The sequence below is a fragment of the Pseudomonas sediminis genome (assembly GCF_039555755.1).
Lineage (GTDB): Bacteria > Pseudomonadota > Gammaproteobacteria > Pseudomonadales > Pseudomonadaceae > Aquipseudomonas > Aquipseudomonas mendocina_D.
This window is the reverse complement of the sequence record NZ_CP154631.1, coordinates 4,473,456-4,492,647: the sequence shown is the minus strand read 5'-3', so window position 1 is coordinate 4,492,647 and position 19,192 is coordinate 4,473,456. Positions and strand designations below refer to the sequence as shown.

Annotated in this window: 19 protein-coding genes; 11 read left to right on the top strand and 8 right to left on the bottom strand. The window is 62.8% G+C overall.

The window, feature by feature from the left end; translation table 11 throughout:
* Positions 1-113 precede the first annotated feature (113 nt).
* From AAEQ75_RS21200 to AAEQ75_RS21190, 3 genes are read left to right on the top strand one after another with little or no spacing between them, the layout of a single operon-like run.
* On the top strand, positions 114-1,040 hold the full coding sequence (locus tag AAEQ75_RS21200) for an esterase/lipase family protein (protein WP_343350389.1): 927 nt from the start codon (positions 114-116) through the stop codon (positions 1,038-1,040).
* A gap of 42 nt (positions 1,041-1,082) precedes the next feature.
* Positions 1,083-2,141, top strand: coding sequence for a lipase secretion chaperone (locus AAEQ75_RS21195; protein ID WP_343350388.1), 1,059 nt, complete (start codon positions 1,083-1,085; stop codon positions 2,139-2,141).
* Positions 2,142-2,153: 12 nt separating this feature from the next.
* Positions 2,154-3,902 (top strand): hybrid sensor histidine kinase/response regulator, encoded by a 1,749-nt coding sequence (locus AAEQ75_RS21190; RefSeq protein WP_343350387.1) that lies wholly within the window; start codon positions 2,154-2,156, stop codon positions 3,900-3,902.
* Here AAEQ75_RS21190 and AAEQ75_RS21185 read toward each other — a convergent pair whose 3' ends face one another.
* From AAEQ75_RS21185 to AAEQ75_RS21170, 4 genes are all read right to left on the bottom strand, one after another.
* Positions 3,903-4,514, bottom strand: coding sequence for a response regulator transcription factor (locus tag AAEQ75_RS21185; RefSeq protein WP_343350386.1), 612 nt, complete (start codon positions 4,512-4,514; stop codon positions 3,903-3,905).
* A 63-nt stretch (positions 4,515-4,577) separates the two neighbouring features.
* Complete coding sequence (locus AAEQ75_RS21180; RefSeq protein WP_343350385.1) at positions 4,578-5,837, bottom strand: OmpP1/FadL family transporter; 1,260 nt, start codon at positions 5,835-5,837, stop codon at positions 4,578-4,580.
* A 149-nt stretch (positions 5,838-5,986) separates the two neighbouring features.
* Complete coding sequence (locus tag AAEQ75_RS21175; protein ID WP_106733924.1) at positions 5,987-6,466, bottom strand: hypothetical protein; 480 nt, start codon at positions 6,464-6,466, stop codon at positions 5,987-5,989.
* A gap of 412 nt (positions 6,467-6,878) precedes the next feature.
* Positions 6,879-7,733, bottom strand: a complete 855-nt coding sequence (locus AAEQ75_RS21170) for a sulfurtransferase (RefSeq protein ID WP_143504210.1) — start codon at positions 7,731-7,733, stop codon at positions 6,879-6,881.
* Positions 7,734-8,055: 322 nt separating this feature from the next.
* Between AAEQ75_RS21170 and gdhA the strand changes: the two genes are divergently transcribed.
* A complete protein-coding gene (gene gdhA, locus AAEQ75_RS21165; RefSeq protein ID WP_179576244.1) occupies positions 8,056-9,393 on the top strand; it encodes an NADP-specific glutamate dehydrogenase in 1,338 nt (445 codons plus the stop codon).
* Between the two features lie 133 nt (positions 9,394-9,526).
* Entirely contained in the window at positions 9,527-10,207 is a 681-nt protein-coding gene (locus AAEQ75_RS21160; RefSeq protein ID WP_343350382.1) for a spermidine synthase, read from the top strand.
* Positions 10,208-10,248: 41 nt separating this feature from the next.
* On the opposite strand, the gene AAEQ75_RS21155 is transcribed toward AAEQ75_RS21160, so the two are convergent.
* Positions 10,249-11,310 (bottom strand): SMP-30/gluconolactonase/LRE family protein, encoded by a 1,062-nt coding sequence (locus AAEQ75_RS21155; protein WP_256834899.1) that lies wholly within the window; start codon positions 11,308-11,310, stop codon positions 10,249-10,251.
* 131 nt (positions 11,311-11,441) lie between these two features.
* Here AAEQ75_RS21155 and rnd point away from each other — a divergent pair, with 131 nt between their 5' ends.
* The 5 genes from rnd to AAEQ75_RS21130 all read left to right on the top strand — a co-directional run bounded on the left by rnd (position 11,442) and on the right by AAEQ75_RS21130 (position 15,761).
* Positions 11,442-12,575 carry a ribonuclease D gene (gene rnd, locus AAEQ75_RS21150; RefSeq protein WP_179576246.1) on the top strand — a complete coding sequence of 378 codons (1,134 nt, stop codon included), beginning with the start codon at positions 11,442-11,444 and terminating at the stop codon, positions 12,573-12,575.
* The gene (locus AAEQ75_RS21145) at positions 12,572-12,865 is read left to right on the top strand and encodes a YcgL domain-containing protein (RefSeq protein WP_256834763.1); all 294 of its coding nucleotides are present in this window, start codon (positions 12,572-12,574) and stop codon (positions 12,863-12,865) included. The genes rnd and AAEQ75_RS21145 overlap by 4 nt, the downstream gene beginning before the upstream one ends.
* Positions 12,866-12,868: 3 nt before the next feature.
* A complete protein-coding gene (locus AAEQ75_RS21140) occupies positions 12,869-13,801 on the top strand; it encodes a D-2-hydroxyacid dehydrogenase (protein ID WP_256834764.1) in 933 nt (310 codons plus the stop codon).
* A 183-nt stretch (positions 13,802-13,984) separates the two neighbouring features.
* Positions 13,985-14,434, top strand: coding sequence for a YcgN family cysteine cluster protein (locus AAEQ75_RS21135; protein WP_343350379.1), 450 nt, complete (start codon positions 13,985-13,987; stop codon positions 14,432-14,434).
* A gap of 100 nt (positions 14,435-14,534) precedes the next feature.
* Positions 14,535-15,761: a hypothetical protein gene (locus AAEQ75_RS21130; RefSeq protein ID WP_143504193.1), complete on the top strand. Its 1,227-nt coding sequence runs from the start codon at positions 14,535-14,537 to the stop codon at positions 15,759-15,761.
* 17 nt (positions 15,762-15,778) lie between these two features.
* Here AAEQ75_RS21130 and AAEQ75_RS21125 read toward each other — a convergent pair whose 3' ends face one another.
* Positions 15,779-16,249: an RNA methyltransferase gene (locus AAEQ75_RS21125; protein WP_037002491.1), complete on the bottom strand. Its 471-nt coding sequence runs from the start codon at positions 16,247-16,249 to the stop codon at positions 15,779-15,781.
* A gap of 47 nt (positions 16,250-16,296) precedes the next feature.
* Positions 16,297-16,638 carry a YajD family HNH nuclease gene (locus AAEQ75_RS21120; protein ID WP_343350376.1) on the bottom strand — a complete coding sequence of 114 codons (342 nt, stop codon included), beginning with the start codon at positions 16,636-16,638 and terminating at the stop codon, positions 16,297-16,299.
* Between the two features lie 84 nt (positions 16,639-16,722).
* Here AAEQ75_RS21120 and AAEQ75_RS21115 point away from each other — a divergent pair, with 84 nt between their 5' ends.
* A complete protein-coding gene (locus AAEQ75_RS21115) occupies positions 16,723-17,037 on the top strand; it encodes a hypothetical protein (RefSeq protein ID WP_125878872.1) in 315 nt (104 codons plus the stop codon).
* 69 nt (positions 17,038-17,106) lie between these two features.
* Here AAEQ75_RS21115 and AAEQ75_RS21110 read toward each other — a convergent pair whose 3' ends face one another.
* Positions 17,107-19,149 (bottom strand): S9 family peptidase, encoded by a 2,043-nt coding sequence (locus tag AAEQ75_RS21110; RefSeq protein WP_343350375.1) that lies wholly within the window; start codon positions 19,147-19,149, stop codon positions 17,107-17,109.
* Between the last annotated feature and the right edge of the window lie 43 nt (positions 19,150-19,192).

Here is a 19,192-nt window from a genome sequence, read left to right as displayed (position 1 = left end):
CACGGCCCTTCACCCATCTGGGCGATGGGCCGTGTCCGTCCGCCTGCCTAGACTGGCCAGGCGCCGGACGCAGTTCACCCGGCGTGCCCTACAAGAACAATAAGGAGGCACCCATGCGTCGCGTCTATACCGCTGCCCTGGCAACACTCGCTCTAGTTGGCGCCGTCGAGGCCCAGGCCAACTACACCAAGACCAAGTACCCGATCGTGCTGGTACACGGCGTGACCGGTTTCAACACCATCGGTGGCCTGGTCAACTACTTCCACACCATTCCCTGGAACCTGGAGCGCGACGGCGCGCGAGTGCACGTCGCCAGCGTCGCGGCCTTCAACGATAGCGAGCAGCGTGGCGCCGAACTGGCACGGCAGATCGTGCCTTGGGCCGCAGCTGGCGGCGGCAAGGTCAACCTGATCGGCCACAGTCAGGGCTCGCCGACCTCGCGCGTGGCGGCTTCGTTGCGGCCGGACCTAGTGGCCTCGGTGACTTCGATCAACGGCGTTAACAAGGGTTCGAAAGTAGCCGATGTGATACGTGGGGCGATTCCCCCGGGTGGTGGTATCGAGGGTGGTGCCAATGCCATTGCCAATGCATTGGGCTCAGTGATCAATCTGCTGTCTGGCTCGAGCAATCCACAAAACGGCATCAACGCGCTGGGTACCCTGACCACTGCCGGTACCACTGCCCTGAATGGTCGCCATCCGTGGGGCGTCAACAACAGCAGTTACTGCGCCAAATCCACTGAAGTGCATAACGTGCGTGGGCACAGCATTCGCTACTACTCTTGGACCGGTAATTCCTCTTATACCAACGTGTTCGACGCGGCTGATCCCTTCCTGGCCTTCACCGGCCTGGTGTTCGGCAGCGAGAAGAACGACGGTTTGGTAGGCGTGTGTTCCACCTACCTAGGGCAGGTGATCGACGACAGCTACAACATGAACCACGTCGACGCGATCAACCATCTGTTCGGTATCCGTGGCTGGACCGAGCCGGTGTCGCTGTATCGCCAGCATGCCAACCGCCTGAAGAACAAGGGCGTCTGATCCCGGTGAACGCGGCGGGGTGACCCGCCGCAGCGAGGTTGCATGTCCAAGTTCTTCAGTCTTTCCCTGGTCGCCGTGGTGGTGGCGGGTGGTCTTACCCTGTACTGGCGCTGGCCGGCAGCGGTCCCCGAGGCGTTGCCAACTGCCGCTGTCGCCGTGCCGTCACGGGCAGCGTCGTCTGAACCGCTATCTGTCCCTATCGCCGAGGCATCTGTCGAGGCACAGCCGTCAGTGGCCGAGTCCTTGCCCAGCCTGGCCGATACAGAGGTGGATGGCCAACTGCGCACCGATGCGGCCGGTAATCTGGTGCTGGATCTGGCGGTGCGCGACTACTTCGATTATTTCCTTAGCGCAGTCGATCATTCCGGGCTCGATGCGGTGATCGAGGCCCTGCTGGCCGATGCCGGCCGGCGCCTGCCGGAGCCCGCTCTCGGGCAGATGATCAGCCTGCTCGGTGATTATCTAGACTACAAGCGCGCCAGCATGGCGCTTATGCAGCAGCCGCTGGATGCTCGGCAGCAGATCGAGCCGCAGGCGCAATTGCAGGCCCTGCAGTCGGCTTTCGCGCGTCTGGACGAGCTGCGTCGGGCACATTTTTCTGCAGCTGCGCAAGAAGCATTGTTCGGCGCCGAACAGGCCTATGCCCGTTACACCCTCGATAGCCTGGCATTGCAGCAACGTGATGACCTCGGCGAGGCGCAGCGAACGCAGAGGCTCGAGCAGCTGCGTGAGCGTCTACCCGAGGCGCTGCGAGAAAGCGAGCAGCGCCAGCAATTGGCTCTGGAGCAATTGCAGCGCAGTGAGCAGTTGTGGCGTGATGGCGCGGATGAGCAGCAGGTGCGCGAGTTCCTGGCGATGACCTATGATCCGCAGACCGTGCAGCGCCTGCTGGATGAACAGCGCCGCGAGCGCGATTGGCAGCAGCACTACCAGGCCTATCGCAATGAGCTGGCCAGCCTGCAAGGCCGGGGGCTGAGCGAAGCAGATGGCGAGCAACTGCAGCGTCAGCTGCGCGAGCGCTTGTTCAGCAGTGAAGACCGACACCGTGTGGAAACCTATGACGCCATCGCCGCGAAGCAACCGGAGCCGCTCGACCCCTGACGGATACCGCCCATGAGTGAGCGCCTGCTGCTGGCCCAGCAGCGCCGGGGCTATCGCTCGCTGCGTTTCGCTACCGAGTTGGAGGCGGGCTTTGCCGAGCATCGGGTGCAGCGTATTCGTCGACGCCTGCCGCTGATCGCCCCCATCGCAGCGTTGTTTCAGTTGATTTATGCGCTGCTGGATTTTCTGCTCATGCCGCTGCCGGTCAGCCTGTCGGTGCTACCGCTGCGTATGCTTGCGCTGGCGGTGTTGGCGCTGTCCTTTTTTTACTGCCGTCGGGTCGAGGCACCGCCTGCCAGGGTGCCATTGGTCTATGCCGCGGCCTACTGGGTCAACGGCGTCAGTGTCGTGTTGATCGTGTACATGTGCTGGCAGCAGGGTGTGGCAATGCCTTACGACGGCCTATTCCTCATCCTGTTGTTCGGCTACGCCCTCCTCGGGCTGTCGTTTCGTGCGATCAGCCTGTGTAGCTGGAGCTTCTGCCTGCTGTTCATTGGCGTCGGCGTGCTGTTCGGTGAAACCGGTGGCACGCTGGCTTACCAGGGCCTGTTTCTGTTCTGCGCCAACCTGATCGGCAGCGTCGGCGCCTATATGCAGGAGCATGGTCAGCGCGGTGCCTGGCTGAACCTGCGCCTGCTCGATTTGGCGCGTCAGCGCGCCGAAGCCGATGACACGCGCAAGCTGCGCCTGCTCGCAGCCGCCAGTCACGACCTGCGCCAGCCGCTCAACGCCATGGGGTTGTACGCCGAACATCTGGTGGAACAGGGCGGTGACCTGCAGACCCGGCGCATCAGCTCGCGCCTGGCCGCGTCGGTGGAGCAGTTGGGACGCCTGCTGCAATCGCTGCTCGACTACACCCGTCTGACCTTGCCCGGTGGTGTGCAGGCCAGGCCGCATGCGTTCGCCCTGCGCCCCTTGCTCGAACGGCTGATCGCTGAAGTGGCGCCAGAGGCGCAACAGCAGGGTTTAGATCTACAGCTGCATTGTGACGACTGTGGTGCGCACAGCGACCCGCTGCTGCTGGAACGCCTGCTGCGCAACCTGCTGAACAATGCCCTGCTGCACGCACAGGCGCAGCACCTGAGGTTGAGCGTAGCGCCTGATGGCGACGAGATCGTGTTGGAGGTGGCCGATGATGGTCGCGGCCTCAGTGAGGCGGAGCAGGCCTTGGTGTTCGAGGAATTTCGTCAACTGGACAACCCCGATCGCAATGCCGAGCGCGGACTCGGTCTTGGTCTGGCCATCGTGCGGCAGTTGGCCGAGGTACTGGAGCACCCTTTGCACCTGCATTCACAGCCGGGCGCGGGCGCCCGCTTCGTTCTGCGTTTGCCGTTGGCCGAGGTACCTGTGGCAGCGCCGCGCGCCGATACTGGATTGACCTTGCAGGGGCGTGTGCTGCTACTCGAAGACGACCCAGCCGGGCGTGAAGCGCTGGCTGGCCTGCTACGTCGCTGGGGCTGCGAGGTGCAGGCTTGCGCTGACCTGGCCAGTGCGCTGCAGGTATTGCGGGTCGATACGCCGCAGTTGCTGATCAGTGACTACCGGCTGGCCGAGCAGGAGGATGGCCTGCAGGCCATCGAGCGCCTGCGCGAGGCGGCCGGGCTGATGCTGCCGGCTCTACTGATCAGTGCAGATCTGAGCCCGGAGCTGCACGAGCGCTGCTTGCCCGCTCACGTCATTCCCCTGGGCAAACCGCTGTTGCCGGCGCGTTTGCGCCAAGTGCTGGCCACTCAGTTGCGAGCGCGCCAGGCCGTCAGTTGATCACAGCCAGCCACGCTGGCGGGCGGCGCTGACACAGGCGGTGCGGGTATGCACGGCGAAGGTTTCGAACAGGGCCTTGAGGTGGGTCTTGACCGTGTCTTCGGCCAGGCCCAACTGGCGGCTGATGGCTTTGTTCGGCAGACCCTCGGCCAGTAGCTGGAGAATCTCCAGCTGCCTCGGTGTCAGCGGTGAGGTGCTGCTTGGCGCCGGCAGGGTTTCACCCAGCAGGACGCGCGTCACAGCTTGGCGCAGGGCGTTGCTGTCGGAGCTCTTGGGGATGAAACCGAGCGCGCCAGCCGCCAGGCTCGCCTGGGCATCCAGCGCCGAGTCACTGGCGCTGAGAATGGCCACCGGCGTGCTTTCGTCGCGCGCAAGCCAACGCTGCAAGAGCTCCAGGCCAGGCACGTCAGGTAAGCGCAGGTCGAGCAGGATCAGGTCATAGCTGTGTTGGCGCAGGCACTGCTCGGCTTCGGCGGCGCTGTGCGCGGTGTGGATCTGCAGGTTCGCACTGAGCGGCGACAGGGCCAGGGACAGGCCATCGAGAAAAATGCGGTGGTCGTCGACCAACAGCAGACGGAGATTGTCGGGCAGGGTAGTGCAGAGGGCAGTCATGATGTTCTCACGCGGCTTTTATTGTTGTTCTGCCGCGTGAGTTTAGCCAATGCAGAGGCTCGATTAGAAGCGGTAGCTGAGCGAGGCGCCGAGACCGTGTGCACTGTTCTTGTAACGTGCACTGTAGGTACCTCGGGTGGCGCTGGCGTGGTTCACGTCCACCGACTCTTCCTGCAGGTAGGAATAGGCCACATCGATGGTCATGTCCTGATTTGGGCTCCAGCCGGCACCGACGCTGAAGATGGTGCGGTCGCCCGAGGGAATGCGGGGCGAGCGGTCGACGTTGTTGGTCGGCGACTGGTCGATGGCGATACCGGTGCGCAGCGTCCACTGCGGGTTGACCTTGTACGACAGGCCGACCGCATGAGCCCAGGTGTCGTGCCAGTTCTGCTCCTCAACGATGGTGGCGAGGTTGGCCGGCAAAGTGGCGGAGTCGTTCTCCACGCGGATTTCCTTGAAGCGGCTCCAGCGCGTCCAGGTGCTGCCGACATGCAGCGTCAGCGCATCGGTCAGATCGTGGGTGATGGACATGTCCACCGATTCGGGCGTGGTCAGGTCCAGGTTGGCGTCGTACTTGCCGGCGATGCCGGCCAGTGGCGATGCTTCGACACGGGTGTCGCCCTCCAACTTGTACTTGACGCGCGAATGGTAAGCCAGGCCAGCGCGGGTCTGCGGAGTGAACTCGTACAGCACGCCGGCGTTGAAACCAACGGCGACATCGTCACCCTTGACCTTCACCTTGCCATCGCCGAGGGGCGTGAACAGTGACGAGGTCAGTTCCCCTTCGATGTGGTTGAAGGTTGGGCCGAAACCCACCGACAGCTTGTCATTGAAGCGATAGCTCAAGGTCGGCTGCACGGTGATCACGCGCACGTAGCTCTTATCCGCATAGTAGCGACCCTGGAAGTTGCTTTCGTAATCGGTCATCAGGCCAAAGGGCACATAGATACCGATACCGAAGGCGACCTTTTCGTCCAGCGGCTTGACGTAATAGCCCATGGGCACGCCGGTGGTCGGCACCATATCGCCGTCGTTGCTACCACTGATAGCACCGGCCGGGGAGCTGGCGCTGACGTGGTCGATATCGCTCTTGGCGCGAATCGCCGCAGCACCGACGTAGACTTCGTCGCGCTTGAGACGGGCCATGCCGGCCGGGTTGCCGAACACGGTGCTGGCATCGTCGGCCGAGGATGAGCGTCCGGCGAAAGAGGTACCCATACCGGAAATGCTTTGTTCATTGAGGGCGAAGCCGCTGGCGAAACCGTGGCTCGAGGTGGCAGTGATGGCGACGGCAAGACCGGTCTTGAGAAGACGTTTGCTCACGGGGAAGCTCCTGTGGTGAGGCGGGGGGCGCACGCTACAGTTTTTCCTGACCCCTGCCAAGGCGATGAAGTTCCCGAAATAGAGCGTATTGTCGGATAATTGGTTGGATAATGTATGGATTTTCCAAATTGTATTTTCTGACTGCATGGTCAAGCCGCCTGGCTTACGGGCTCAATGCAGCGTTGCCAGGCATCGAGAAAGTCATGTTGGCTCGCCTGCGGCTGAAAAACCTTGCGCCAAATTCGGCCCATGGCTAGCACGTCATCAGCGGCCGGCAGCTCGAGTTTTTCGCTTTCGATCATCAGCCAGGCAATGGCAGTGGCGTAACGCAGATTGACCGTCAGCTCCATGTGCGGCATTTCCAAGAATGCGTGCTGGCTGGCGAGGCCGCGTACACGGCTGGCAAGATCCGGGTCGAAGGCCAGATGCTGGTCCCAGAGTATCTGGTGGCGCTGTTCGCTGATGCGATACAAACCGTGGCCTTGCGGGGTGTCCAGCGCACTGCCCAGTGCTGACTGACAGGCCGCAGCCCCTAATAGCAGTGCTTCGGCCGTGGCGCTATGGCGTTCGAGATAGAGCAGGGTAGGGCGGATCACATGCTGGCTGAGATCGCAGGCGGCAATTCCCATGGCATCCTCGCAAGGGTGCCGGTAGGGCCGGGCGCGTGGCAGCTGTTTCCAGACCGATGAAAAACTATCTCGGCTTTGGCTTCCTGCGTCGCTCTACCTCCTGCATCCATGCAGTCGTGCGTTGGCAATCCTGCGTTAAAAACAGCCTCGTGTGCGAGCCCAGTCGAAATGCTCATTTACGCTTGTAAAATCGAGCGCGATTCCGACCGTTTCTCGGCTGTTTTTGCCTTGTCTTGCCTGCCTCGCTAACGTTTTTCAACGGTCTGGGCTCTTCGATAAAGGCCCCACCGGGAGCGGGGTTAGCCGCTCATTCTCAAGTCTAGTGCGATATTTCAGCTGTAAAGGTCTGTTTTTAAATTGATTCTGGATTTGAGTTATTGGGCATATTTCGATTGGTGCTTAAAACCTTCGATCAATCACCCGTGGCTACCGGGCGCGTCGGATCGGTGATCCACTCGCTCCAAGAGCCTGCGTAGAGCGGCGCCAATGGATAACCGGCGAGGCTCATGGCGAAGAGGTTGTGACAGGCCGTGACCCCCGAGCCGCAGTAAGCCACCAGATTTTCCATCGGGCGTTCGCCGCGCAGCTCGTCGAAACGCTCGCGCAGTACCGTTGCCGGAAGGAAGCGGCCATCCTTACCCAGGTTGTCGGTGAATACGGCGCATCGTGCGCCGGGAATATGCCCGGCGACCGGGTCGAGCGGCTCGACCTCGCCGCGAAAGCGCGGCAGTGCCCGCGCGTCGAGCAGGGTCAGCTCCGGGTTGCCCAAGTGCTGGGCCAGGTGATCGGCAGTCAGCAGCAGGCTGCTGTCGGGTTGCGCGGAGAAATCGCCCGGGGTGTTGTTAGGTGGCGTGGTGGTCAGTTCCTGTCCGGCTTCACGCCAGGCTTTCAGGCCACCATCGAGCAGGTACAAACCATCACGCTTGCCCAGCCACAGCAGCAACCACCAGGCGCGTGCGGCGAAAGCACCGGGACCGTCGTCATACAGCACGACCTGGCTATCCCCCCGCAGACCGCAGCTGCGCAGGCGTTCGACTAGATGACTCGGGTCGGGGAGCGGGTGGCGACCGGTTACGCCCTTGACCACCGGGGCGGACAGGTCCTGCTCCAGATCGAGAAAGTGCGCGCCCGGGATATGCCCCTCGACGTAGCTGCGGCGCCCATAGGCTGGGTCTTCGAGGGCGAAGCGGCAGTCCAGCACCAGCAGGTCGTTCTGGCCAATACGTTGTTGAAGGTGTTCCGCGCTGATCAGTTGAGCGAGTGGCATGCAGCCTCCTGTTACGTAGCAGGGTTTGCGGCATCATACCGCCTGGCCTGCTATTGGATTCGCTTGAAGAAAAGCCTTCTCACACAGATTCGGAAAAGCTGTAACGCCAGCGCTGATGCCGACCCAATCATGGGTGGCCGATGTTCGTGCGCTGAATGCAATTATTTGGTGCGTTATTGGGTGGAGATAATTGCGCGATAGAGGCTTTATTTGCAGTTCGCGCACTAAAAGGTTTCATCAACGCGACATTTTGATTTGTTTTGGTGCTTTGCTGCCTGATAGAGTGCCGGCCACTTTTGTCTTTGTGGTGTCGAGGTGCCGCATGTCGTTGTCCGTTGATTCTTTCCTGGCGCGCCTGAAACAGCGCGATCCCGACCAGCCGGAATTCCACCAGGCGGTGGAAGAGGTCGTGCGTAGCCTGTGGCCTTTCCTCGAAGCCAATCCGCGTTATCGCGATGCCGGTATTCTCGAGCGCATGGTCGAGCCCGAGCGTGCGATCCTGTTCCGTGTACCCTGGGTCGACGACCGTGGTCAGGTGCACGTCAACCGTGGTTACCGTATCCAGATGAGCAGCGCCATCGGCCCGTACAAGGGTGGCCTGCGTTTCCATCCCTCGGTGAACCTGGGCGTACTCAAGTTCCTGGCTTTCGAACAGGTATTCAAGAATTCGCTGACCTCGCTGCCCATGGGTGGCGGCAAGGGCGGTTCGGACTTCGATCCCAAGGGCAAGAGCGAGGGCGAAGTGATGCGCTTCTGCCAGTCGTTCATGACCGAGCTGTATCGCCATATCGGTGCCGACCTGGATGTGCCGGCTGGTGACATCGGCGTCGGTGGGCGCGAGATCGGTTACCTGTTCGGCCAGTACAAGCGCCTGTCCAATCAGTTCACCTCGGTGCTGACCGGCAAGGGCCTTAGCTACGGCGGCAGCCTGATCCGCCCGGAAGCCACCGGCTACGGTTGCGTGTATTTCGCCCAGGAGATGCTCAAGCGCATCGACCAGGGCTTCGAAGACAAGCGCGTGGCCATCTCCGGTTCCGGCAACGTTGCCCAGTACGCGGCGCAGAAGGTCATGGAATTGGGCGGCCGGGTGATTTCGCTGTCCGACTCCGAGGGCACTCTCTATGCCGAGAGCGGCCTGAGCGATGAGCAGTGGTTGTACCTGATGGACCTGAAGAACGTGCGTCGTGGCCGCCTGCGCGAGATGGCTGAGCACTATGGTCTGCAGTTCCTCGCCGGGCAGCGTCCGTGGGGCCTGGCCTGCGATATCGCTTTGCCCTGCGCGACGCAGAACGAACTGGACGCTGAGGATGCTCGCGCGCTGCTGAAGAACGGCTGCATCTGCGTGGCCGAAGGCGCCAATATGCCTTCGACCCTGGAAGCGGTGGACCTGTTCGTCGAGGCCGGCATCTGCTACGCACCAGGCAAAGCGTCCAACGCCGGTGGCGTGGCCACCAGCGGCCTGGAAATGAGCCAGAACGCAATGCGCCTGCACTGGAGCGCCGGAGAGGTGGACGAGCGTCTGCACGGCATCATGCAGAACATTCACCATGCCTGCGTGCACCATGGCGAAGAGAATGGCCGCATCAACTACGTCAAGGGCGCCAATATAGCCGGCTTCGTCAAGGTCGCCGATGCGATGCTGGCGCAAGGCGTAGTCTGAGCCCATCGCAGTAGACTCGAGGCCCCGCGTGAAACGCGGGGCCTCGTCGTTTCGGGCGGGGCAGGGCTGTGCTGCCCGGCCGATTCAGGCATGCTGCCTGCCTTCTCGCTCGCTACTCAGGTCTTCGCCTTCTATGAAACGCTTCGTTCTGCTCGATACCGCTCCTATCCCCGGTACGGATGGTGCGCTCAACCTGTTCGAATACGGCGAAGATTTCGTGATCAAGATTGCTGGCGGCGATGGCGGGCAACTGATGAATACGCGCATGCACGGTTCGGAAGATGCCCTGGCCGCGATTCCCTGCAAGCAGATCGCGAGCCGGCCGCAGGTGCGGGTACTGATCGGTGGTCTGGGCATGGGCTTCACCCTGGCGTCTGCGCTCCAGCACTTGGGGGCCGATGCCGAGGTAGCGGTGGCCGAGTTGGTGCCGGGCGTGATCGAGTGGAACCGTGGTCCGCTCGGGGCGAAGTCCGGTTATCCGTTGAATGACCCGCGTGCAGTGATCATTCAGGAGGACGTAGCCAAGGTGCTGCAGGCCGCCGAGCATTGCTACGACGCGATCATGCTGGACGTCGACAACGGCCCCGAGGGGCTGACTCAGAAGGGCAACGACTGGCTGTACAGCATGGACGGCCTGCGCCGGTGCGCCAGAGCGTTAAGGCCCCAAGGCATGTTGGCGGTGTGGTCATCCAGCGCCGACCGGGCGTTCTCGGAGAAGGTGCGTAGGGCCGGCTTCAAGGGCGAGGCGGTGCAGGTATATGCCCACGGCAACCGGGGCACGCGGCACACCATCTGGATTGCTCAGAAGGTCTGAGTGGGCTGCCCAGGTCTTGAGTGAACCGGGCAGCTGTGTGCTCAGTGAATCTGCAGTTTGCCGATGCGATCGTTGTCCAGGCTGCCGAAGTACAGGTAGTCGCCTACCGGCTTCACCGAGGTGACCATGCGCAGGTGCGTGCCGCTGGTGTCATGCAGGCTGCGGACGATCTCGCCTTGCTCGTTGAGGGCGATGGCGAAGCCGTAAGGGATCGCCTTCGGCCAAAGGGCACGCGGCAGTTTGGCCATTTGCGACTTGAGCCAGGGGTGGCGATGGAGAAAGTCGGCATCGGCTTTGCGCGGAGTCGGCAGGGCCACCCAGAAGGTGCCTTTGCGGTCGCCCTGCAGGTTATCCGGCAGGCCCGGCAGGTTGTCGATGAAAATGTCGTGCTGGCCGGCCTTGTCGCCCTTGAGCCAGTAGCGGGTGATGCGATAGCGATAGGTTTCGTTGACCAGCACGAAGTCCTCGTTCGCCGACAGCGCCACGCCATTGGCGAAGTACAGGTCTTTCAGCAATACGCGGGTTTCGCCACTGGCCGGGTCATAGCTGAGCAGGCGGCCGTGAGGGCGTGCCTCGAGCAGATCGAGCAGGTAGTCCGGCTGTTCGAAGCGTGAGGAGGCGTCGCTGAAGTAGATGGTGCCGTCGCTGGCGATGTCCAGGTCATCGGTGAAGGCGAAACGCAGGCCTTCAGCCTCGGAGGTCAGCACCTTGATCGCGCCCTGCGGGTCGATGCTCAGCAGCCCCTTGTAGGCATCGGCGACGATCAGATTGCCGTTGGCATCGAAGTTCATGCCCAGCGGGCGGCCGCCGGTGTCGGCGAAGGTTTCCAGGCTGTCGTCTTCCAGAACGCGAGCGATGCGGCCGTCATGCAGGCCGGCGTAGACCCGGCCCTGGTTGTCGACGGCGATGTCTTCCGGGCCATGCACCTGGCCGCGCGCCAGCAGCTCGGCTTTCATCAGGGTGTCGTTGGGCTCCAGTGCGCCAGTCATCGCCGGGGCGGGCGCGGCATCCCAGGGCAGCGGATCGATCGGGCTGGGCGTCAGGGCCAGGTAGCTGGCCGCTGCGGCCAGCAGCATGACGGCCAGGGCAAGCAGTTTCTTCAGCATTGTTGTTCTTCCGTTTCGGAGGTGGTGCGCGGCACAGATTACACAGTTCCCGTCATCGGCGGCAGGCTGCTGCCCCGTGGGCTGGTCTGGGCATATATACTGCGCGGCATTCTAGACGGGAGAGCCGCGTGGCTAACGACATTCACTGGATTCTCGACGACGTCAGCCTGGCCGAGCATTGCGCCGCCTGGCAGGCGCAGCCCTTCGTCGCGTTGGACACCGAGTTCATGCGCGTCGACACCTTCTATCCCATCGCCGGTTTGCTGCAGGTCAGCGCTGGTGACGGCGCCTACCTGATCGACCCCTTGCGCATCAGCGACTGGCGGCCGTTCGCCGCGCTGCTTGAGTCGCCTACAGTGGTCAAGGTGCTGCATTCATGCAGTGAGGACCTAGAGGTCTTTCTACGCCTGACCGGCAGCCTGCCGACGCCGCTGTTCGACACGCAACTGGCCGCCGGTTATCTCAATCTCGGTTTCTCCATGGGCTACTCGCGCCTTGTGCAGGCCTTGCTGGATATCGAGCTGCCCAAGGGCGAGACCCGCTCCGATTGGCTGCAGCGGCCGCTGTCTGAGCTGCAGGTGCGCTACGCCGCCGAGGACGTGCTGCATCTCGTTGAGGTGTACCGCGCCCTGATGGCCCGCCTGGCGCCGCAGAAGGTCGAGTGGATTCTGGAGGACGGTGCCGAACTGGTCGCCAATCTGGGCCGTGAGATCGCCCCGGAAGACGCCTGGCGCGAGGCCAAGCTGGCGTGGAAACTGTCGCGTCAACAGCAGGCCGTGCTGCGCGCACTGTGCGCCTGGCGCGAGCGTGAGGCGCGCGCGCGTAACCAGCCGCGTAATCGCATCCTGCGCGAGCATTCGCTGTGGCCGCTGGCACGTACCCAGCCAGATAACCTGGTGACGCTGGCGCGCATCGAGGACATGCACCCAAAAACCGTGCGTCAGGACGGAGAGACACTGCTGCAGCTGATTCGTGATGCTGCTGCACTGCCGCCCGAGCAGTGGCCCGAAGCCTTGCCCGAGCCGCTGCCCATCGAAGCCTCTGCGCTGCTGAAGAAATTGCGCGTCATCGGCCAGCAAGAAGGTGAGCGCCTAGACATCGTCCCTGAGCTGATGCTGCGCAAGAAAACCCTGGAAGCCCTGTTGAAAACCGGCTTCCCCCATGGCCCGTACCAATTGCCCGACTCCCTGCGCGGCTGGCGTCGGGAGCTGATGGGCCAGGCGCTATTGGATTGCCTGGCCGCCGAAGGAGAATCCGCGTGAAACGCATCTGTTCCATCTACAAGAGTTCGCGCAAGAACGAGATGTACCTATACGTAATCAAGGCCGATGCCCTGGCGCGCGTACCGGAAGGGCTGCTCAGCGTCTTCGGCCCGCCCGCGCATGCCTTCGACCTGGTGCTCAGCCCAGAGCGTCAGTTGGCCCGCGAGGACATCGCGCAGGTACTGGAGAACCTCGATAAGCAGGGCTATCACCTGCAGATGCCGCCGCCCGAGGAGGAGTACATCGAGCACTTGCCTGACGAACTTTTGCGCCGTAACGACCCGGTGTGACCGATGCGCCTGTTGATCGCCGAAGAGGAGCATGCGTTCTACGCCGAGCGTATCCGTAGCGCCTGCCCCGACCTGCAGTTGGTCGCCAGTGCGCAGCTCGAATCGCTGCGTGAGCAGGCCGGCGAGTGCGACCTGTGGCTGGGGCAGCCGGATCTGCTCGCACCGCTGTTGCGCGACGGCGCGCGGCCGCAGTGGTTGCAATCGACCTGGGCCGGCATCACGCCGCTGTTGGCGCACGGCTTGCCGCGTGATTACCGCCTGACCCGTGCGGTCGGCATCTTCGGACAGGTAATGGCCGAATACGTGCTCGGCCATATGCTGGCCCACGAGCGGCGTCTGTTCGCCCGTCTGGCGGCGCAGGTCGAGCAGCATTGGGATCACAGTCTGCCGCGTAGCCTGCGCGGGCGCCGCGTGCTGGTGGTCGGTTGCGGTGATATCGGTCAGGCCGTTGCCGAGTTTCTCCAGCCTTTTGGGGTGGGGTTGCGTGGCGTCGCCAGCCAGGCGCGTGAGCAGATGCCGTTTCTCGAGGTCGCGGCGATGGATCAACTTGCGCAGTTGGTCGCCTGGGCCGACTACGTAGTCAACCTGCTGCCGGACACGCCGGCCACGCGCGATCTGTACGATGCCCGGCTGCTTGCCCATTTCCGCCCAGAAGCGGTGCTGATCAATGCCGGGCGCGGCGTTGCCGTGGTCGATGCTGACCTGGTGACCGCACTGGAGCAAAACCACTTGGCGGCAGCCGTGATCGACGTCTGCCGTGAAGAACCTTTGCCGCCAGGCCATCCGTTCTGGACGGCGCCGCGTTTGCTACTCACCGGCCACAGCTCGGCGCCCACCGATCCGGGCTTGATGGGCGAGTTGTTCATCGACAACCTGGCGCGTTGGCAAGCCGGACAGCCGTTACGGGGTGAAGTGGATTTCGCCCGCGGTTATTGAGGTATTTGGCGGGTTGCACCCGCCCTACGGGCGCATATCTGTAGGGCGGGTGCAACCCGCCAGCAACGATGACTTGCTCGTAAAATCAATTCCTGAAGGTGCCATTCGGCATGCTCCGCTTGGCCCTGCATATCACCCAAGCTAGACTGCCGCGCTTTTTACGCTTGAGTCCATACTGCTGCCATGGCTGCCGACCTCGAACCCTTCTGGAAACGCAAGACACTCGCCCAGCTAGATGCGCGCGAGTGGGAGTCGCTGTGCGACGGTTGCGGCCTGTGCTGCCTGCAGAAGCTCGAGGACGAAGACGACGGCGCCGTCTACTACACGCGCATCGCCTGCAAGCTGTTGGACCTGCAAACCTGCCGTTGCAGCGATTACCCCAATCGGGTCAAGCACGTGCCTGACTGCATTCAGCTCACCCCGGCGCAGGCCGATCAGTTCCGCTGGTTGCCGCCCACCTGCGGTTATCGCCTGGTCAGCGAAGGCAAGGACCTGCCGCACTGGCATCATCTGGTCTGCGGCGACCCTGATGCCGTGCACGCCGAGCGCATTTCCCAATCAGGACGTATGCTCAGTGAGAACAGCGTGGCCGAAGGCGACTGGGAAGATCATCTGATTTTTCGCGCCGGTTGATTGCCGCGCGGCTTCATGGCAATTCTGTTTGCCGTCCATGGAATTTGCCCTGTGGCGCAGCTGTCATATGCCGCCACGTTCAGCATCAGGAGTTTGCTCGATGTCCCTTCGCTTGCCGTTGTACTCGTCTTTGCTGCTTCTGAGTCTGCCGGCCTTCGCCGCTACGCAGAAGGTCGATCTGGATTACCGTGTGCGCTTCTTGCCGGAGAGCAATCAGGCTGAAGTCAGCATCACCCTGGAGAAGGGCGAGCGCGTGCGCAGTCTTGACTTCAACCTCGGCGAAGACGGTCGCTTCAGCGACTTCAAGGCCGACGGCCAGTGGTCACAGGAGCAGGCCGGGCGCGGCAAGTGGCAGCCCGGGGAGGGCAAGAGCGTTTTGAGCTACCGCGTGCTGATCGACAACGAGCGCAAGCCCGGTCGCTACGACGCCCGGATGACCCAGGACTGGGCGCTATTTCGCGGTGACGACCTGGTGCCGGCGGCCAAGCTCGATCAGAAGGACAAGACCGATCTGGTGGCGCGCCTGCAGTTCGATCTGCCCAAGGGCTGGAAAAGTGTGGAGACCGGCTGGCCGCGCATCGGCAAGAACCGCTTTCGTATCGACAACCCGCAGCGCAAGTTCGACCGCCCGACCGGCTGGATGCTGGCCGGCAAGCTGGGTACCCGGCGCACCCGCCTGGGTGATACCGAAATCGCCATCTCCGCGCCGGTCGGCGAGGGCATGCGGCGCATGGATATCATGACCTTCCTCACCTTCGTCTGGCCGCAGATGCAGCAGGTGTTCCCACGTGATCCCGACAAACTGCTGATCGTCGGCGCTGGCGACCCGATGTGGCGCGGCGGTCTGTCGGCGGCCAACTCCTACTTCATGCATGCTGATCGCCCGCTGGTCAGCGAGAACGGCACCAGCTCTCTGGTGCACGAACTGGTGCACGTGTTCGGCCGTATATATGGCCGTGAACGCAGCGACTGGATCGCCGAAGGCCTTGCCGAGTATTACGCCATCGAGTTGATGCGCCGTGCTGGCGGCATCAGCGAGGACCGCTATCAGAAAATCCGTGAACAGCTGATTCGCTGGAGCAAACCGGTCAACAGCCTGCGTACCGACAACGCCAGTGGCCCGGTCACGGCGCGTGCGGTGCTGCTGTTGCAGGAGCTGGATCGCGAGATTCGGCAGAAGACCAAGGAAAAGGGCAATCTGTCGCTCGATGACGTCACTCGTGGCCTGATGCGCCTGGACAAGGTCAGCACCAAGGATTTCATCGACATCACCGAGAACGTCATCGGCGGTCCGTCGAAGACCCTGGACACGCGTTTGCTGCGTTGAGCGTTAGCGCTTCGTGGTCAGAACAGGGGGCCGGAGCGGGTGTTGTTACCCTTGGCCAAGCGGTCGTAGAGCACCACGTTGACCGTCGCGGCCAGGTTCATGCAGCCCTGGGTCGGGATGTACACCACTTCGGCGCCACACCAGTCGAGAATCTCCTGCTGCAGTGAGCCGTCCTCCGGGCCGAAGATGTACAGCGCCCGGTCGGGATGGGTATAGGCGGGCAGGGCGCGGGCATCATCGACCAGTTCCACCGCTACCGGGGTGCAGCCCAGCGGCAGGATCTTGCGCAGATCGTCGATATTGATCAGCGGGATATCCTGGTGAACCTTCTTGGTATCGGTGATGAAATCCTTGGCGCGGTCATAGCGGGTTCCGGTGTAGAACACCGAACTGACGCCATAACAGCCTGCCGCACGCATGATAGAACCGACGTTTTCCGGCGATTTCGGATTGAACAGGCCGATGCAGGCGTATCTCTTGTTGGCCACGGTGGCACTCGCAAAAGCGCCGATTATACGGTGACGAGTGCCACGCCCTAGTCCTTTTTCAGCAGGCTGGCCAGATCGCCGAAGGCCTTGTAGGTCGACTTGGCGGCCTGAGGGCTGGCGGTGGAGCCTTCGGCGAAGTACTGCTGGTCGGTGTAGCGCGAGTGTTCGTTGTCATGACAGAACAGGCACAGCAGCTCCCAGTTGGATCCATCGGCCGGGTTGTTGTGGTGGTCATGGTCGCGGTGATGCACGGTCAGTTCGCTCAGGCGCTTGCCAGAGAACTCGCGGGCGCAGCGGCCACAGACGTGGGGATACATTTTCAGCGCTTTCTGCCGGTAGCCTTCTTCGGCCTGGGCGGACAGGTAATAGGGGTTTTTGCTGGTGCTCATGACAGAACCTGTTATCGGGAGGTGAACGCTTGTCTAGATATGTTGCCAGAATAGAATGAAAGCCAGCTGCACAGGAGAAATGTCATGCGCTTGCCTCTGTTCGCCGCGATGATTCTGGCCTCCAGCCTTGGCAGTCTGGCCTGGGCTCAGGAACCGATGCGCATGCCGTCCGCCCCTGGGGCGGGCGCGCCGGGCACCGCCACGCCGCAACCATACGGTCAGCCTTCCACGCCCAGTACGATCAAGCGCCAGGGATCGGCGCCCCTTTTACCGCCGCCGCAGGGACAAACGCCCCCAGGGACTGCGCCGAAATCCCCTGGTGACCAGCCGATTCCGCAACTGGATGAGCAACTGCGCCGCAACAGCCAGGGGCTGGATGGGCAACGCAAGGCGGAGTAATCGGCGTAGGAGCGGCTTCAGCCGCGATGCTGGGAATCGCGGCTGAAGCTCAATGCTGCCCAACCGCTCCTACGGGTGTGCTATCCCGAGCACGCGGAACAGAAACGCGTACTCCAACGCCACATCCTTGATGCCCTGATAACGCCCACTCATGCCTCCATGGCCGGCGCCGAGATCGGTCTTGAGCAGCAACAGGTTGTCGTCGGTCTTGTCGCGACGCAGTTTCGCCACCCATTTAGCTGCTTCCCAGTACTGCACGCGGCTGTCGTTGTAACCGGCGACGGCGAGGATGGGCGGGTAGGTCTGGGCGCGGACGTTCTCGTAAGGTGCGTACGCCTTGATGCGTTCGAAGACCTCGGGCTGATTCGGGTCGCCCCATTCGTCGTACTCGGTCACGGTCAGCGGCAGGTCCGGGTTGAGCATTGTGTTGAGCACATCGACGAACGGCACTTCGGCGATGGCGGCGGCGAATAGCTCGGGGCGCTGGTTGAGTACGGCGCCAATCAGCAGGCCGCCAGCGCTGCCGCCGCTGATCGCCAGCTGTGAAGTGGTGGTCAGGCCCTCGGCGATCAGGCGTTCGGCGCTGGCGATGAAATCGTCGAAGGTGTTCTGTTTGTGTTCGAGCTTGCCGGCGCGGTACCAGGCTTCGCCCATCTCGCCGCCGCCGCGTATGTGCGCGATGGCGAAGACGAAACCGCGTTCCAGCAGGCTTAGGCGCGCGTGGGAGAACCAGGGGTCGAGGCTCGCCCCGTAGGCGCCGTATCCATAGAGATAGAGCGGTGCCGGTTTGCCGGCGGCGAATACCTCGCGGCGCGCTACCAGGCTGATCGGGATCTGCGTACCGTCGGCCGCGCTGGCCCAGAGACGGCGACTTTCATAGGCGTCGGCATCGAATGGGCCTTCTACCGGCGTCTGCTTGAGTACCTGCTGTTCACCCGTGGCCAACTCCAGCTGACGTACCTGCGCGGGACGGTTCAGCGCTTCGTAGCGCAGGCGGATCACCGGGCTGTGGAACTCCAGGCAGTCCTGCACGTAGAGGCTGTAGGCCGCATCCGGCAGCTGCACGCGATAGGGCGCCTGCCCCTGCGGCTGTACTTCGAGGATCGGCAGGCCGCCTTCGCGCAGGGCGAGGGTGAGTGCTCGTTGGTTCAGTGTGGCGCCTTCGAGCATCACCTGCGGGTCGTGAGCGCGAATCTGTTGCCAATGCGGGCGCTGCGGCTTGGCCTCAGTGGCGCGGTAGAGCGTGAAGTTGATGCCACTCTGGTTGCTGCGGATCAACCAGCACCACTGGCCGTCCAGCATGCCGTGATCAACGTCGTATTCATGGCCTTCCTCGCGCGGAGCCAGGCAATTGAAATCGCCCTGTGGCTGCTGCGCATCGAGCACCCAGACTTCGCTGGTGGTTTTGCTGCCCAGTTGCAAAATCAGCTGGCGCTCGGAGCTGGAGCGGTAGCAATGCAGAAAGAAGCGGCCATCCTCTTCCTCGAATACGGCCTGCGCAGTGCTGTCACCTAGGCAGTGACGGTAGAGCTTGTAGGGGCGATGGGTCTCGTCCAGTTCTGTAAAGAACAGCGTCTGGCTGTCATTGGCCCAGGTCATGCTGCCGTCGCAGTCGTCGAAGGGCAGTTCGCTGATTTCGCCGCTGGCGAGCTCCTTGACGAACAGGCGGTAGATCTCGTCGCCGCTGCTGTCGAGGCTGTAGGCCAGGCGCTGCTGGTCGGGGCTGATGCTGAATGCACCCACGGAAAGAAAACCGCCACCGGCCAGCGCGTTGGGGTCGAGCAGCAGCGTTTCGCTGGCACTGTCGACCTGCAGCGAACCATCGGCTGGACGACGGCAGCGATAGTGCCGTGGATACTCATCACCGGCCGTGGTGCGCTGGTAGTAGAGGTAGTCGCCCCAGGGCGTGGGCAGCGACAGATCAGTCTCGCGGATACGCCCCTTGATCTCCTCGAACAGTTGCTCGCGCAGGGCTCGTTGCGGCTCCAGCACGGCATCCAGGTAGGCGTTTTCTGCCTGCAGGTGCGCCAGGACCTCATCGCTGTCGCGGTTTTCCAGCCAGCGATAGGGATCTTTGCCGACTTCCTGGCGGGCGATGGGGGCAGAGGACATGGCGTAGCTCCAGAGAACGAGAGGGCGACGGCGGGGGCGCCGC

What these genes read in the sequence shown, in the direction of transcription:
- AAEQ75_RS21200 (WP_343350389.1), top strand. Translation starts at nt 114, where the DNA reads ATGCGTCGCGTCTATACCGCTGCCCTGGCAACACTCGCTCTAGTTGGC.
- AAEQ75_RS21195 (WP_343350388.1), top strand. Translation starts at nt 1,083, where the DNA reads ATGTCCAAGTTCTTCAGTCTTTCCCTGGTCGCCGTGGTGGTGGCGGGT.
- AAEQ75_RS21190 (WP_343350387.1), top strand. Translation starts at nt 2,154, where the DNA reads ATGAGTGAGCGCCTGCTGCTGGCCCAGCAGCGCCGGGGCTATCGCTCG.
- AAEQ75_RS21185 (WP_343350386.1), bottom strand. Translation starts at nt 4,514, where the DNA reads ATGACTGCCCTCTGCACTACCCTGCCCGACAATCTCCGTCTGCTGTTG.
- AAEQ75_RS21175 (WP_106733924.1), bottom strand. Translation starts at nt 6,466, where the DNA reads ATGGGAATTGCCGCCTGCGATCTCAGCCAGCATGTGATCCGCCCTACC.
- AAEQ75_RS21170 (WP_143504210.1), bottom strand. Translation starts at nt 7,733, where the DNA reads ATGCCACTCGCTCAACTGATCAGCGCGGAACACCTTCAACAACGTATT.
- gdhA (WP_179576244.1), top strand. Translation starts at nt 8,056, where the DNA reads ATGTCGTTGTCCGTTGATTCTTTCCTGGCGCGCCTGAAACAGCGCGAT.
- AAEQ75_RS21160 (WP_343350382.1), top strand. Translation starts at nt 9,527, where the DNA reads ATGAAACGCTTCGTTCTGCTCGATACCGCTCCTATCCCCGGTACGGAT.
- AAEQ75_RS21140 (WP_256834764.1), top strand. Translation starts at nt 12,869, where the DNA reads ATGCGCCTGTTGATCGCCGAAGAGGAGCATGCGTTCTACGCCGAGCGT.
- AAEQ75_RS21135 (WP_343350379.1), top strand. Translation starts at nt 13,985, where the DNA reads ATGGCTGCCGACCTCGAACCCTTCTGGAAACGCAAGACACTCGCCCAG.
- AAEQ75_RS21130 (WP_143504193.1), top strand. Translation starts at nt 14,535, where the DNA reads ATGTCCCTTCGCTTGCCGTTGTACTCGTCTTTGCTGCTTCTGAGTCTG.
- AAEQ75_RS21120 (WP_343350376.1), bottom strand. Translation starts at nt 16,638, where the DNA reads ATGAGCACCAGCAAAAACCCCTATTACCTGTCCGCCCAGGCCGAAGAA.
- AAEQ75_RS21115 (WP_125878872.1), top strand. Translation starts at nt 16,723, where the DNA reads ATGCGCTTGCCTCTGTTCGCCGCGATGATTCTGGCCTCCAGCCTTGGC.
- AAEQ75_RS21110 (WP_343350375.1), bottom strand. Translation starts at nt 19,149, where the DNA reads ATGTCCTCTGCCCCCATCGCCCGCCAGGAAGTCGGCAAAGATCCCTAT.